Source organism: Pediococcus acidilactici DSM 20284 (genome assembly GCF_000146325.1).
Lineage (GTDB): Bacteria > Bacillota > Bacilli > Lactobacillales > Lactobacillaceae > Pediococcus > Pediococcus acidilactici.
Window position 1 is genome coordinate 1,374,096 of record NZ_GL397067.1, and the last position, 16,551, is coordinate 1,390,646.

Consider the following 16,551-nt stretch of genomic DNA (forward strand, 5'->3'; position numbering starts at 1 on the left):
AAAAAATTCAATCTTACCGTTTGACAATGAACCCCATGTAGAATATTATGTAGACATTAACTGATGGGGTAACTAATACATAGCATTAACTAGTTATAATGATAATGTAATGTCTCCATAAGTTAAAATTAATGAAAAATGGGGGGATTCAAAGATGAATAAGAATCCAAAGAACCACCGTGACGTGGTAGATAGTAAAATTGGGAACTACAAGATGTACAAGGTAAATAAGCACTGGGTTTTCGCTTCCGCATTGATGTTGTCAATGCTGGGAGCGGGAATGATGCAGACCGACACCGCTGCTCATGCGGATACAGTTAACGAACCGCAAACTGAAATGGTGCACAAGGTTGCCGAAGCTAAAGAGGCGCAAAGTGCTGTGGTGACACCGGCTAAGGAAGCTACATCAGCAAGTAGTGCAGCTCCAAAAGCAGCGACACCAGCCAAAGAAGCGCAGTCTACAACGCAAAATGGTAGCGCTGTCAAGAAAGAACAAAGTGCAGCACCAAGCTCAGCAGCCAGCAGTGCAGCTCCAACCAAGGCGGCAAATTCAGCAGCAGACAAGTCCGCAACAAGCGCTGCAGCAAAAACTGATTCAGCAACTAAAGCTGAACAAAAGAAAGCCGACGCATCAAACAGCGCAGCGAAAGCTGAACAAAAGAACGATGCTTCAGCAAGCAAAAATGAACAAAAAACTGCAAAGGCAGATAGCGCAGCACCATCTTCAGCAGCTAAGCCAGCAGCAGATACTAAAGCACAAACAAATAACTCTTCAGCAGCTAAACCAGCGGACAACTCTTCTGCTTCTAACTCTGACGCTTCAGTTAAAAAAGAAGGCGTGTCCACAGACGAAATTGGAGCTTCAGGGTTAGATACAAATGACCAAAACGACATCAATAATGATGCTGCAGCTAAGGCAAAGGCCGATGTTGATGCAAAAACTGACGCTAAAGATGTCGATAAGAACCAAAAAGTTGATAAGGATAAGACGGCTAAAGATCGTAATGTACGTGCCGGCGGTTCCGCTTTAGAAGATGGAAATTTAGACATTAGCGGTTCTGCAGTAGGCGGCTTAATTGACAATGGCGATGGTACTTACAGCGGAAACCTTGAGCTCACTTACCATGGTTCAGCTTTGGTAGCTCAATTAGGCGAACAATCTAACATTGGAATTAAAGTTCCGGCAGAACTAGTTGATCTCTTTAATAGGATTAATGCAACGGGGGATTGGACTAAATATCTTACTGGAAATATTAAGTTCACAATTGACTACGTCTTTAACATCACGCGTAACTACACCAATGATGATATTTCATTTGATGGAACAAATTTGGTATTTAAGAATCCAGCAATCACGGACTTGGGAGTAAAGGATACCTTAGCTAACTTTAACTTTAATATTGGCCAAGCGGTTACTGATTTCGACTTAGATATCCCGGATTCTAGCGATAATTATTTATTCGAGGCAGCGTTGGTTGAACCGTCCAATATTATTGATTGGCATGCAATTGGGGATTACGCAGGAAGAGCTTCACTACACACCAATCATTTAATGCCACACACGGATGTGTTAGAAGCGCCGTTCGTTGAGCAACCCGTCTATGATAACCAAACAACGGTAACCGGTACTGCAAGACCAAATGCAGAAATTACCATCACTCTAGAAAATGGTAGTACAATTACTGACTATGCGGATAGAAACGGTAACTACAGCATTGAGATTCCAGCTCAAAAAGCCGGTGGCCAAATTAGCGTTATCCAAACTGTTAATGGCAAAGAAAGTCCCGCAACAATCGTAACAATTACCGAGGCTCCAGAAGTAATTGACAACCCAACTATCAATGCACCACACGCAGGTAGTCGGACGATCACTGGTACTGGGGTAGCTGGTGACAGTATTCAAGTTTATGCTCCAGGTGCAGACGGAAATTATGAGTTGATTGGTACAACCCTTGTATTAGCAGATGGCACTTGGTCAATGGGAATTGGAAGTCAATTTAACTTAGTTGAAGGTGAACAAATTTACGCTGTCCAATCTAAGGGTAATGGCAAGAGTGACAAAGTTTATGCGACTGTTTTACCTGAAGTAGTTGTCGATGCACCAGTCATTCACGACGTAACCGAAGGCGACAAAGTAATCACCGGTACCGGAAAAGTAGGCGCAGAAGTAGTGGTTCGCTTTGGTAATGGTAGCCATACTGAAATTGGCCGGGCAATAGTCGGAGCCGACGGAACTTGGACAGTCGATGCTAGTCATTCAGTATTAAATGCTGGTGATTTGATCACCGCTACTCAAACTTACGATGACGTAACTAGTGATGAAGCTACGGTAGCTGTAAAAGCCCAAGAAGTAGTTGACGCACCAGTTATCAATGACATTACGGAGGGTGATAAAGTTATTACCGGAAAGGGTGAAGCTGGCGACGAAATTAGAGTATACTTCGAAGACGGCGACGTTCAAATAGGTAAAACCGTAATCGTACGCGCTGACGGAACTTGGTCGGTAGATGCTAGTCACTATAACTTGACCGAGGGTACGGTTGTATACGCCGTTCAAACTCGTAATAACGTCGATAGTGAACCTGTTTACAGCACCGTAAAGGGTCGCGAAGAAGTTGCTAAACCAGCCATCAACCCAATCACAGAAGGTGACAAAGTCATTACCGGAACTGGTGTAGCTGGTGACGAAATTAGAGTATACTTCCAGAATGGCGATGCTCAAATTGGTCAAACTGTAACTGTTAAAGCTGATGGAACTTGGGAAGTTGACGCAAGCCTCTATAACTTAACGGAAGGTACGATCGTTTATGCAATCCAAAGTCGTGGTGGAATGGACAGTGACAAGGCTTATCAAACAGTACTTCCTAAGCCAGAAGAAATCCCGGCACCAACGTTTGATAACGTACGGGAAGGTGCCAGCACCATCACAGGCCGAGGCGAAGCGGGCGACACAGTGTATGTCTACGTGAAGGGCACGAACGGCGGCGATGACATCTTGGTTGGCCACGCAACAGTTAGAGCCGATGGAACTTGGTCGGTAGCCACGGGACGAGTTAACGTCTACGAAGGTGACCAACTCTACGCTTACCAAACCAATGGCGACCAACAAAGTTCAAATGGTACGACTACGGTACTTCCTAAGCAAGAAGAGATTCCAGCACCAACCTTTGATGAAGTAAGAGAAGGCGCTTCTACCATCACTGGTCGAGGCGAAGCGGGTGACACAGTGTATGTCTACGTGAAGGGCACGAACGGCGGCGATGACATCTTGGTTGGCCACGCAACAGTTAAGGCCGATGGAACTTGGTCATTAGCTACGGGCCGGGTTAACCTCTTCGAGGGCGATCAACTCTACGCTTACCAAACCAATGGCGACCAACAAAGTACAAACGGTACGACTACGGTGCTTCCTAAACCGGAAGAATTGCCAGCTCCAACCTTCGATGGAGTAAAGGAAGGCGACACCACCATTACTGGAAAGGGTGAAGCCGGTGACACGGTCTACGTTTACGTCAAAGGCACGAACGGTAGCGATGACATCTTAATCGGTCATACCACGGTAGGCGACGACGGAACTTGGTCCTTAGCAACCGGCCGGGTTAACCTTTACGAAGGTGATCAATTGTACGCTTACCAAACCAATGGCGACCAACAAAGTCCAAACGGCACGACCACGGTCCTGCCTAGACCAGAAGAAGTTCCGGCCCCAACGTTTAACGACGTAAAGGAAGGCGATACTACCATTAAGGGACAAGGCGAAGCCGGTGATACCGTCTATGTCTACGTCAAAGGAACGAACGGCGCTGACGATATCGTAATTGGTCATACCACGGTTGACAGCGATGGTAACTGGACGCTTAGTACTGGACGAGTAAGCTTGTTTGCTGGTGATGAGCTCCGTGCTTACCAAGTCAGAGGTGATCAGCAGGGTCCGGAAGGTAGTACAATCGTAAAGGCTAAGGAAACCGTAAAGGCGCCCGGAATGAACGACGTCACGGAAGGTGATCCGGCAATTACTGGAACTGGTGAACCAGGCGCCACGGTTAACGTAACCGTTGGTGGACAACCCCTTCCACCAGTGACGGTTGGCGACGACGGAAAATGGTCAGTTGACACCAGCGGAGTAACCTTAACACCAGGTGACGAAGTTTCGGCAACCCAGACCGTAGACGGAAACACTAGTGATGCGACTACCACGACTGTGCAACCCAAGAAGGCAGATATTCCGGCACCTGGAGTGAACCCAATTAAGCCGGGCGCTAAAGTTATCAAGGGTAGTGGAAAAGAGGGCAACACCGTAACGGTCGTTAAAGTGGATGCGAACGGGAAGACTACCCCAATTGGAACGGCGACGGTTGACAAATATGGAGACTGGACGGTTAACGTCCCAGATGACGTTGTTTTAGCTGCTGGTGATACGGTGCAAGCAGTACAAACTACACCGGATGGTGATTCAAGCGATCCAGCAGAAGTTATTGTGGGTTAAGCAATGAGAAAGTTATAACGAACGAATAAGTTTTATGGGGGAGTAAGGAAGCTAGGAAACGATTTCCACAGGAAATCGGTTTCCTAGCTTTTTTGTGTTCGAATAATTATGTTGAATCGTTTGGGCGAGGGACTTGCACCTCCGGCAAACTAATTGTGAAAAATAAAACTATATTGATTTGATTTATCTCATATCAGTTGACAAGTAACCCCATAAAGATTATTATGAAAGCGGTAACAAGTGTTGAAAACGATGCACGCGGTAGATTTTGACTAACGAATGATTTCGATAACTTTAAACTGTTGAATAGGAGGGTTCCCAATGCATATGGGTTTTAAAAAGTACTTTAGCAACGGAACGGATCGTAAAGCTGATAATTATCCGATGGTTAAGCGGAATAGGCGCTGGATTCTGGCTTCCGCATTAATGCTAGCAATGTTTGGGGCGGGGGTGGTGCAATCCCATGCTTCAGCAAAGGCAGCGACGATTAACGCACCCCGCACCGAAACTACGACCAAGGCCGCAGAGTATACTAAGGCACCACGACAAGGTCGAAGTCGGGGGATCGCGATTTTCCAAAATCTTGATAAAACAAAAACCGTCGCAACGCAGAAAACCAACTTAACTAATGCTTTAGAAAAAGGTAATTTAAACATTACTGGCGGCGCTTATTACGGATTACTTAAAAATGGAGACGGTACATATAGTGGGGGGCTACAATTTAATTATTCGGGAAGCGGCTCGAACAAATTTGACTTTGCCAACTTAGTAATTCGCGTTCCGGAACCACTTCGCGGCTTGTTTAAGAAAATTAATGAATCGGGCCGTTGGACAAAATATTTTAATGGAAATGGCAGTATTAATAATGGTCCGCTTGGTATGATGTGGACCTACACGAATGAAGATTTTTCATATGATGGTACTAATTTAATTTTGAATGTTGGTGATGCGAGTCTGGAATATGGAAGTAAAACCACAACGGCGTTCCTTAACTTCAATCTTGGACAAGCAGTCACAGACTTTGAGGAAGAGATTCCTGACACGACTGATTACTACCTATTTAAAATGGCGCTAGTTGATCCGGAAAGTCCAATTAATTGGGATTTGATTGGTGATTATGCAGGAAGTGATGAATTAGGGACAAACCATATAATGTATCGCTAATAAGGAGCTACAAATGGGGTTAAATTTTAAAGATCACTCTGGAATATGGAACAATAAAAAAGTGAAAAAGTCCGGGATTGGAGCTTTGACCGTGGGAATCGCGCTGCTGGGTTTAAGCATCGGTCAAGCACAGGCGTCAATAAGGGCGGCTCCCGAGCATGGGTGGCGTCCCGAAATGGCGCATCAAGTTTCCAAAATTGGATCCATGGGGGGACAAACCAGTTTAGCGCAAAATAGCAGTTCGCTTAACGCGACTATCCAAGATGAAGTTGCGGATCCGACCTTTAACGTGGTTCGAGAAGGAGATCCTGTAATTACCGGGACTGGCGAGCCGGGTACGGAAATCAATGTTCTTAAAGATACTCCGGCTGGTGAACCGCCGCTCTTGATTGGTAACACAACGGTGGACTTCCTCGGCAGATGGCTGATAGATGCTAGTCAACAGGATTTGTGCGAGGGGGACGTACTTTTTGCCTACCAAGGGGAAGGCGCTCAAGTCAAGGGCACACAAACTACGGTAGAAGCTAAACAAGCAGAGGTGCCGCGCCCCGCTGTAAATGCGGTTAAAGCAGGTACGCAAAGTATCACTGGGCAAGGTGAACCCGGTAAGATAATTAAGATCTATCTAAAGGAAGCTGACGGAAGTAACCGGCCGCTGGGAACTGGGCCGGTCGATCAATTTGGAAATTGGGTAGTCCTCGTGCCAATCAACGTTGAGCTAGAAGCTAACGACGTACTTGAGGTTTACCAGAGCACGCTGGACGATGTGTTAAGTGAGCCTGTCCAAGTTACGGTAACCGAGTAATGAAAAAGTTATAACGAACGGAATGTTTTATGGGGGTAAAGAGCTAGGGAGCGATTTCGATTAAGAAATCGACTTCCTAGCTCTTTTTGTGTGTCTTACCCTTATTTGTGTCGACATTTAACTAAATAAAGAAAAAAGTGAGAATAAAAAGCAACGTTAACGGTGTACCTTAAAGCTAAGTATAAAAATTAATAGGGTTTACTTTAAAGGACGGTGATGGTTAATTTACTGTTTTTTTGTTAATTATCGTTGGATAAAGATCACTATCGGTAGGATCCGTGCAAAAAGAATCTGTAAAATAATCCCTGATTAGTTGGCAACATAGAATTAGCGAGTGACAGGAACCGCAGTGGTGTCAAAAAAGTGGAAGGATTTTACACGATGTTATATCCCGTTGATATTTCAGTCTATCGATTTTTAAAAAACGTACCTTGTTTGATAAAAATTGGGAAACTAAGATGACTAGTTCCGTTTACACTTTGAGGTGAGGCAAATGGCCTACTTATAAATACGGAAAGGAGTGGCTTTAGATGTCCGAGACGGTAATTACCGAGAAATTGCGAATAATGACGAAATTTTTAAACGATTTTTGCCGTCGAGGAACCTTCGCGTCCGGTCCCGGGATTGTAAGGACGGGATTTGGTTGAGTTTTGGTAACGGTAAAGGTTATTTTTCTAAGTGATTCAATAATAGGCAAGTACAGTTTTAAGTAGGTTAAGTAGTGGTCAGAACTAACAGAAAGTGACCAATGGTAGTGACAAAGGCGAAAACGATTTCCTGATTTAAGTTACATACGAGATGAAAAAGGGAATTGCCTAATTAATAATGGAGGAAGTTAATGTCTAAGAGAAAAATATGGAATGTTAATGAGAAAAAGCATTACAAAATGTACAAAAACGGTAAACAGTGGTTCTTTGCCGGAATGGGAATTGTAGCCGGCCTTTTTGGTGCGGGATCCACCACGATCGCTAGTGCGGATGAAACCCCTAGGGGGGCGAACCTTGATCTCAGTAAATCGAAGAACCTCCTCGCAACCAAGACCAGTGCGACGATTCCGGGTTCGACGAGTGCTGCAAACTCGCAAAGTACTAACTCAACGCACAATAGTGTAACCAATTCAACTTCAGCCGCTAAACAAAATGCACAAACCAGTGCCAGTCAAGCAGCTAGCAAGGCTGGCTCAGCTAGTTTAAGTGCATCCTTAAAGGCGGCTCAGGACGCTAGTGCGAGTCAACAAAAGGCTAGCCAAAGTCAAGCAGCAGCCAAGGCAGCGAGCCAACAAAAAGCTAGCGAAAAGACTGTTAAACAATCAACCACTTCGTCAACAAAAGCGAAGTCAGCTAGCCAAACGAGCACTAAGGGCTCCCAAGCTGCTTCAACAACTAAACAAGATACAGCTAGTGCTAACCAAGCTAAGAACGCTAGTCAAGGATCCCAGTCAAAAACGGATCCCCAAAGTAAAGCTTCTACGGACGCAAGCAACAACCAAAGTTCCCAAAGTTTATCAGCCGTTAAATCAGCTACGGATTCAGCGAAGCAAAGTCGCTCGTTAGAGGCCGCAAAGCAGTCGCTGTCGATTAGTCAGAGTATGGTAGATTCGTTGTCCCGTTCTGCGGAAAAAATCGACTCAAAGCGTACATCGGATACACCTATCGAACACCATACGGTATATTGGGACGAAGATACTGGTGAGCAAATTTTTGCCGATGACACTGACTATCGTGATCTTGAAGACGCCATCATGATTACCGCTCCTCGTACCGACGCACACTATGTGCTAGATCTGGGCCTGACGGCAATATCAATAGCTATGGACGGCGACGCTTCTGGACAGCCTTTAACGGATTTTAAAGTTGCTTTTTTAGAATATGCGAAAACTGCTACTAGTATCGACGATCTTAACAATTGGATCAGGAACAGTGATTTTTATAAGGAACATATCGTCGGTAATACGACTATCACGGCAGTTCAAATACAGTGGTTCTATAAGCATCAAGATGACCAAACCAAATTAGTTGGTCAGGATATCACTACAGTCGTAGGCAACCCGGTTGATATAAGCAAAGGGGTCGCAGAATTCACTGACGCTAACGGAAACCCTGGTGACGTTGGGAACCTAAAGTGGGACATGTATGACGAGAACTGGAATAAGGGTGGCGTCTATCCCGTAACGATTACTTACTACGATCCTGCTACGTTACAAACGAAAACAGTTGATATTACTGTTACCGTTGTTTCACACATTAATATCACAGGTAAAGATAATAGTACGTACGAAGGTCATCCTTTAGATATTGGTGATTTTGTAGACAGTCTTACTAATGGTGCAGGAAAAACTGATCTTCATCCTGGTGATCCTAATGTTGGAGTTTATTGGGATTCGAGTAAGATTAATTGGAACAAAGCAGGCGTTTATGAAAATATTGAGATCATATATAAAGATTTAACAACTGGTGAAACAACCTCGACTACTGTAACGGTCACTGTTTTACGTAACCAGGAAGAGATTCATGGTGATAATGCCACCTACACGGTTGGACAAGGCCCACACCTAACAGTTGATGATTTAAATCCCTCAGGAAAGAACGCTGACGGATCCGGAGCATCAGGTTTTGAAGCAGATTTTAGTCATGTTGACTGGGATCATGCGGGGGTATACTCAGTTGAAATCTCATTTACGGATAAACTAACCGGAGACAAGGTATCAACTACGGTTACGGTTACAGTTGATGATAACTACGGTAGTATGAGTACGAGTGCTTCGATGTCGAATAAGAACGATGATGACTCACGTTCAGCGTCAATCTCGGATAAGAACGATAGCGAATCGAAGTCAACGTCGAACAAGAATGATGATGATTCACGTTCGATATCAACCTCAACGTCGGATAAGCAAGACAGTGAATCGACGTCAACGTCGAACAAGAATGATGATGATTCACGCTCAATATCAACATCGACGTCGGATAAGAACGATAGCGAATCGGCGTCAACGTCGAACAAGAATGATGATGATTCACGCTCGATATCAACATCGATCTCAGATAAGGATGATAGCGAATCGACGTCAACGTCGAACAAGAATGATGATGATTCACGCTCAATATCAACTTCTACGTCGGATAAGAATGACAATGACTCGCGTTCAGTATCAACATCTACGTCGGATAAAAACGACAATGACTCGCGTTCAGTATCAGCCTCAACGTCAGATAAGAACGATGATGACTCGCGTTCGAGGTCAGAATCCGATAAGAATAACAGCGAATCGAAGTCAGAATCTGACAAGCACGATAGTGAATCTCGTTCCGCTTCGAAGTCAGATAGCCAAGATTCCCGTGATAGTCAAAGCCGTTCGACATCACAATCAGACAAAGATAACAGTGAATCGAAGTCAGCTTCCCAATCTGACAAGGATGACAGTGAATCGAAGTCGACGTCTGACAAGCACGACAGTGAGTCGAAATCAGAATCCGATAAACACGAAAGTGAATCGAAGTCGGATTCGGATAAACACGAAAGTGAATCTCGTTCGATTTCGCAATCAGACAAAGATGACAGTGAATCGAAGTCAACCTCTGATAAGCAAGAAAGCGAATCGAAGTCAGCTTCGAACTCGGACAACCAAGACTCCCGAGACAGCGAATCGCGTTCGATCTCACAATCGGATAAACACGATAGCGAATCGAAGTCAGCCTCGACTTCTGATCATCAAGACTCACAAGACAGTGAATCGCGTTCGATTTCGCAATCAGATAAAGAAGAAAGTGAATCGAAGTCGACGTCTGACAAGCACGATAGTGAATCGAAGTCAGAATCCGATAAGCATGATAGTGAATCGCGTTCTGCTTCGAAGTCAGATAGCCAAGATTCCCGTGATAGTCAAAGTCGTTCAACATCGACCTCAGACAAGCAAGACAGTGAATCGAAATCAGCCTCGACCTCAGACAAGCAAGAAAGTGAATCGAAATCCACTTCCGATAAGCAAGAAAGTGAATCAAAATCAGAATCCGACAAGCATGAAAGTGAGTCGAAGTCAGCGTCAGATTCGGATAAGCACGACAGCGAAAGCCGTTCTGCATCAACATCCGACAACCAAAATTCACAAGATAGTGAATCGCGTTCAATTTCGCAATCGGATAAGGACGACAGTGAATCGAAGTCAACTTCCGACAAGCAAGAAAGTGAATCGAAGTCAGCCTCGACCTCTGATCACCAAGACTCACAAGACAGTGAATCTCGTTCAATTTCGCAATCTGATAAAGAAGAAAGTGAATCGAAGTCGACATCCGATAAGCATGAAAGTGAATCAATTTCGGCTTCGAACTCGGACAACCAAAATTCACAAGATAGCGAATCCCGTTCGATTTCGCAATCGGATAAGGAAGAAAGTGAATCGAAGTCGACGTCTGATAAACAAGATAGTGAATCCCGTTCCGCTTCGAAGTCAGATAGCCAAGATTCTCGTGATAGTCAAAGTCGTTCAACATCGGCCTCCGACAAGCAAGACAGTGAATCGAAGTCAGCCTCGACCTCAGATAAGCAAGAAAGTGAATCGAAATCCACTTCCGATAAGCAAGAAAGTGAATCAAAATCAGAATCCGATAAGGTAGAAAGTGAATCGAAGTCAGCCTCAACTTCTGACAAACAAGATAGCGATTCTAAGTCAGCTTCGAACTCTGACAATCAAGATTCCCGAGATAGTGAATCGCGCTCGATTTCGCAATCGGATAAGGACGACAGTGAATCGAAGTCAGCATCAACATCAGACAACCAAGACTCCCGGGATAGCGAATCCCGCTCGATTTCGCAATCGGATAAGGAAGATAGTGAATCGAAGTCGACATCTGATAAACAAGACAGTGAATCGAAGTCAGAATCTAACAAACATGATAGCGAATCACGTTCAGCATCAACGTCTGATCATCAAGACTCACAAGATAGCGAATCACGTTCAATTTCGCAATCGGATAAGGATGATAGCGAATCCCGTTCGACATCCGATAAGCATGAAAGTGAATCAATCTCGGCATCCGAATCGGATAACCAAAACTCCCGGGATAGTGAATCTCGTTCGACATCACAATCGGATAAGAACGATAGTGATTCGAAGTCAGCATCAACGTCTGACAATCAAGACTCCCGGGATAGCGAATCGCGTTCAATTTCGCAATCTGATAAGAATGACAGTGACTCACGTTCCGCTTCGACCTCCGATAACCAAGACTCCCGTGATAGCGAAAGTCGTTCGATTTCCCAATCGGATAAGGATGATAGCGAATCCCGTTCGACATCCGATAAGCATGAAAGTGAATCAATCTCGGCATCCGAATCGGATAACCAAAACTCCCGGGATAGTGAATCGCGCTCGATTTCGCAATCAGATAAGAACGATAGTGATTCGAAGTCAGCATCAACATCCGACAATCAAGACTCCCGGGATAGTGAATCTCGTTCGACTTCACAATCGGATAAGAATGACAGTGATTCGAAGTCAACATCAACCTCAGATAAGCAAGACAGCGATTCTCGTTCGATCTCGCAATCTGACAAGAATGATAGTGACTCACGTTCCGCTTCGACATCCGATAACCAAGACTCCCGTGATAGTGAAAGTCGTTCGATTTCGCAATCGGATAAGGATGATAGCGAATCGAAGTCGACATCTGACAAGCATGAAAGTGAATCAATTTCAGCTTCGAACTCGGATAATCAAAATTCACGAGACAGCGAATCGCGTTCAATTTCGCAATCGGATAAGGATGACAGTGATTCGAAGTCAACATCTGACAAGCAGGATAGTGAATCGAAATCAACTTCAGATAAGTTAGATAGTGAATCCCGTTCGGCTTCAACGTCCGATAATCAAGACTCTCGTGATAGCGAAAGTCGTTCGATTTCACAATCTGACAAGGATGACAGCGAATCGAAGTCAGCATCTGACAAGCAGGATAGTGAATCGAAGTCGACATCTGACAAGCAGGATAGCGAAAGCCGTTCGGCCTCAACATCCGATAATCAAGATTCTCAAGATAGTGAATCTCGTTCGATTTCACAATCTGATAAGGAAGACAGTGAATCACGCTCAACCTCCGATAAGCACGAAAGTGAATCAATTTCGGCATCGAACTCAGATAATCAAAATTCACGCGATAGCGAAAGCCGCTCCGCATCACAATCCGATAAGGAAGAAAGTGAAAGTCGTTCGGCCTCAACATCCGATAATCAAGATTCTCGTGATAGCGAGTCTCGTTCGGCATCACAATCTGACAAGGATGATAGTGAATCGAAGTCAACTTCCGATAAGCACGAAAGCGAATCAATTTCGGCATCTGAATCTGACAACCAAAATTCACGCGATAGCGAAAGCCGCTCCGCATCACAATCTGACAAAGAAGAAAGTGAAAGTCGTTCGGCCTCAACATCCGATAATCAAGATTCTCGTGATAGCGAATCCCGTTCGATTTCACAATCGGATAAGGACGATAGTGAATCGAAGTCGACATCTGATAAGCATGATAGTGAATCAATCTCGGCATCCGATAAGGAAGACAGCGAATCCCGTTCGACATCTGATAAGAACGATAGTGACTCACGTTCCGCTTCGACATCCGATAACCAAGACTCCCGTGATAGCGAAAGTCGTTCGATTTCACAATCAGATAAGGATGATAGCGAATCGAAGTCGACATCTGATAAGCACGAAAGCGAATCAATTTCGGCATCTGAATCTGACAACCAAGATTCCCGGGATAGCGAATCCCGTTCGATTTCACAATCGGATAAGGATGACAGTGAATCGAAGTCAACATCTGACAAACAAGAGAGTGAATCGCGTTCAGCATCGACATCCGATAATCAAGATTCCCGGGATAGCGAATCCCGCTCGATTTCACAATCGGATAAGGATGATAGCGAATCGAAGTCAACATCTGACAAACAAGAAAGTGAATCCCGTTCGGCATCAACATCCGATAACCAAGATTCCCGGGATAGCGAATCCCGCTCGATTTCACAATCGGATAAGGACGACAGTGAATCGAAGTCAACATCTGATAAGCATGATAGTGAATCAATTTCGGCATCTGATAAGGAAGATAGTGAAAGCCGTTCGACCTCAGACAAGCAGGATAGTGAATCACGTTCAGCTTCAACGTCAGATAATCAAGATTCTCGTGATAGCGAATCCCGCTCGATTTCACAATCTGATAAAGAAGATAGCGAAAGCCGTTCCGCATCCGACAAACAAGATAGTGAATCGAAGTCAACTTCCGATAAGCATGAAAGTGAATCGATTTCGGCATCTGAATCGGATAACCAAAACTCACGTGATAGTGAATCCCGCTCAATCTCGCAATCTGATAAGGAAGACAGCGAAAGCCGTTCAACCTCAGATAAGCAAGACAGCGAATCGATTTCAGCATCTGATAAACAAGATAGTGAATCGCGTTCGACATCTGATAAGAACGATAGTGACTCCCGTTCCGCTTCAACATCTGACAATCAGGACTCACGCGATAGTGTAAGTCGTTCGATTTCACAATCTGATAAGGAAGACAGCGAAAGCCGTTCAACCTCAGATAAACAAGAGAGTGAATCGATTTCAGCTTCCGAATCTGACAATCAAAACTCACGCGACAGTGAATCTCGCTCGATTTCACAATCGGATAAAGACGACAGTCGTTCGGTTTCTGAATCAGATAAAGAAGACAGTGAATCTCGTTCAGACTCAGATAAGCATGAAAGTGAATCGATTTCAGCATCTGAATCGGATAACCAAAATTCACGGGACAGCGAATCCCGTTCGATTTCACAATCCGACAAGGAAGATAGCGAAAGCCGTTCAGACTCAGATAAGCACGAAAGTGAATCAATTTCGGCTTCTGAATCAGACAACCAAAACTCCCGTGATAGTGAATCTCGTTCGATTTCGCAATCGGATAAGGATGATAGTGATTCACGTTCGGCTTCAACATCCGATAACCAAGATTCTCGTGATAGCGAATCCCGCTCGATTTCACAATCGGATAAGGAAGACAGCGAATCGCGTTCAACATCTGATAAGCAAGATAGTCGTTCAGTTTCTGAATCCGACAAGGAAGATAGCGAATCGCGTTCCGCATCTGATAAGTTAGACAGCGAATCTCGCTCAGCATCTGATAAGATTGACAGTGACTCGCGTTCGGCTTCAATATCAGACAACCAAAACTCCCGTGATAGTGAATCTCGTTCGATTTCACAATCGGATAAGGAAGACAGCGAAAGCCGTTCAGACTCAGATAAGCACGAAAGTGAATCGATCTCGGCTTCAACATCCGATAACCAAAACTCACGTGATAGTGAATCTCGTTCGATTTCACAATCGGATAAGGAAGACAGTGAATCTCGTTCCGCATCTGATAAGTTAGATAGCGAATCTCGCTCAACATCTGATAAGAACGACAGTGACTCACGTTCGGCTTCAACATCTGACAACCAAGATTCTCGCGATAGCGAATCCCGTTCGATTTCACAATCGGATAAGGAAGACAGTGAATCTCGTTCGACATCCGATAAGCAAGATAGTCGTTCAGTTTCAGAATCTGATAAGGAAGACAGCGAATCACGCTCAACCTCCGATAAGCATGAAAGTGAATCAATCTCGGCTTCGATTTCTGACAACCAGAACTCACGCGATAGTGAATCCCGTTCGATTTCACAATCGGATAAAGAAGATAGTGATTCACGTTCAGCATCAACATCAGATAACCAAGACTCACGTGATAGCGACTCTCGTTCAATTTCACAATCAGATAAAGAAGATAGCGATTCTCGTTCAACTTCAATCTCTGATAAACAAGATAGTGAATCACGCTCGGCATCTGATAAGGATGATAGTGAATCCCGTTCCGCTTCAGATAAACAAGATAGTGAATCGCGTTCCGCATCTGATAAGAACGATAGCGAATCCCGCTCAGCATCGGACAAGCATGATAGCGATTCTGGTTCCGACTCGAACAACGGCGGTTCAAACAACGGCTCAGGCTCTGACTCGAACAACGGTGGTTCAAACAACGGATCTGATTCCGACTCGAACAACGGTGGCTCGAATAACGGATCTGATTCCGACTCGAACAACGGTGGCTCGAATAACGGATCTGATTCCGACTCGAACAACGGTGGTTCAAACAACGGCTCAGGCTCTGACTCGAACAACGGTGGCTCGAATAACGGATCTGATTCCGACTCGAACAACGGTGGTTCAAACAACGGCTCAGGCTCTGACTCGAACAACGGTGGTTCAGATAATGGCTCAGGTTCTGACTCGAACAACGATGGCTCGAATAACGGATCTGATTCCGACTCGAACAACGGTGGTTCAGATAATGGCTCAGGCTCTGACTCGAACAACGATGGCTCGAATAACGGATCCGATTCCGACTCGAACAACGATGGCTCTAACAACGGTTCCGGCTCTGACTCCGATAACGGCGGCTCGAACAATGGCTCAGGTTCTGATTCGAACAACGGCGGCTCCAACAATGGCGCTGGCGACAACTCGAATAACGGTTCTGGAAATAATAACGGAACTGACCAAGGCAATGGTTCGAATGGCTCAGGTGATGGAACATGGAATGGTGGTGCTGGCAACGGCACAGGTAACGGTACTAACGGCGGCAATGGCAATACCGGCAACGGCGGAGCTGGCCTAGTAGATACCGGATATCAACCAGGCAACGGCCAAGGTGACGGCAGTGTCGACCTTGCACAAGATAATGGTGGCAGCGGCGCAAATAGTTCTAATGGCGGAACAAATAGTGCAGAACGCTTACCACAAACTGGTGAGGAAGATAACGCTAGTGCTCGTGCAGCTGGTACAGTTGGATTAGTTGGTGGATTACTTGGACTCTTCGGTCTTGGTAAGAAGCGTAAACGTCACGATGAAGAATAATCGTCGACTTTAAAGCTAGAAACTAAGTTAAGAAAAGCTCTTTAATCAACGATTAAGAGACATCTCTAAGATTTAAAAAATACCTGTGGTTAGTGGTAGGTGATACCTATCGCTAGCGGCAGGTATTTTTTGTTGCACTGAAAGTGTAAATTCAAGATGAAAAAT

General features: G+C 44.8%; 4 protein-coding genes. All 4 read left to right on the forward strand.

All coding sequences use genetic code 11. The features are described from left to right. Positions 1-154 precede the first annotated feature (154 nt). On the forward strand, positions 155-4,486 hold the full coding sequence (locus HMPREF0623_RS06695) for an Ig-like domain-containing protein (protein WP_036671363.1): 4,332 nt from the start codon (positions 155-157) through the stop codon (positions 4,484-4,486). 321 nt (positions 4,487-4,807) lie between these two features. After that, entirely contained in the window at positions 4,808-5,650 is an 843-nt protein-coding gene (locus HMPREF0623_RS06700) for a lipid-binding SYLF domain-containing protein (RefSeq protein WP_004166440.1), read from the forward strand. Between the two features lie 13 nt (positions 5,651-5,663). After that, a complete protein-coding gene (locus HMPREF0623_RS06705) occupies positions 5,664-6,455 on the forward strand; it encodes an Ig-like domain-containing protein (protein ID WP_004166441.1) in 792 nt (263 codons plus the stop codon). 838 nt (positions 6,456-7,293) lie between these two features. Next, positions 7,294-16,386: a KxYKxGKxW signal peptide domain-containing protein gene (locus HMPREF0623_RS06710; protein ID WP_004166443.1), complete on the forward strand. Its 9,093-nt coding sequence runs from the start codon at positions 7,294-7,296 to the stop codon at positions 16,384-16,386. The last annotated feature ends 165 nt before the right edge of the window (positions 16,387-16,551 follow it).

Coding starts and splice junctions, on each gene's coding strand:
- HMPREF0623_RS06695 (WP_036671363.1), top strand. CDS start 155: ATGAATAAGAATCCAAAGAACCACCGTGACGTGGTAGATAGTAAAATT.
- HMPREF0623_RS06705 (WP_004166441.1), top strand. CDS start 5,664: ATGGGGTTAAATTTTAAAGATCACTCTGGAATATGGAACAATAAAAAA.
- HMPREF0623_RS06710 (WP_004166443.1), top strand. CDS start 7,294: ATGTCTAAGAGAAAAATATGGAATGTTAATGAGAAAAAGCATTACAAA.
- HMPREF0623_RS06700 (WP_004166440.1), top strand. CDS start 4,808: ATGCATATGGGTTTTAAAAAGTACTTTAGCAACGGAACGGATCGTAAA.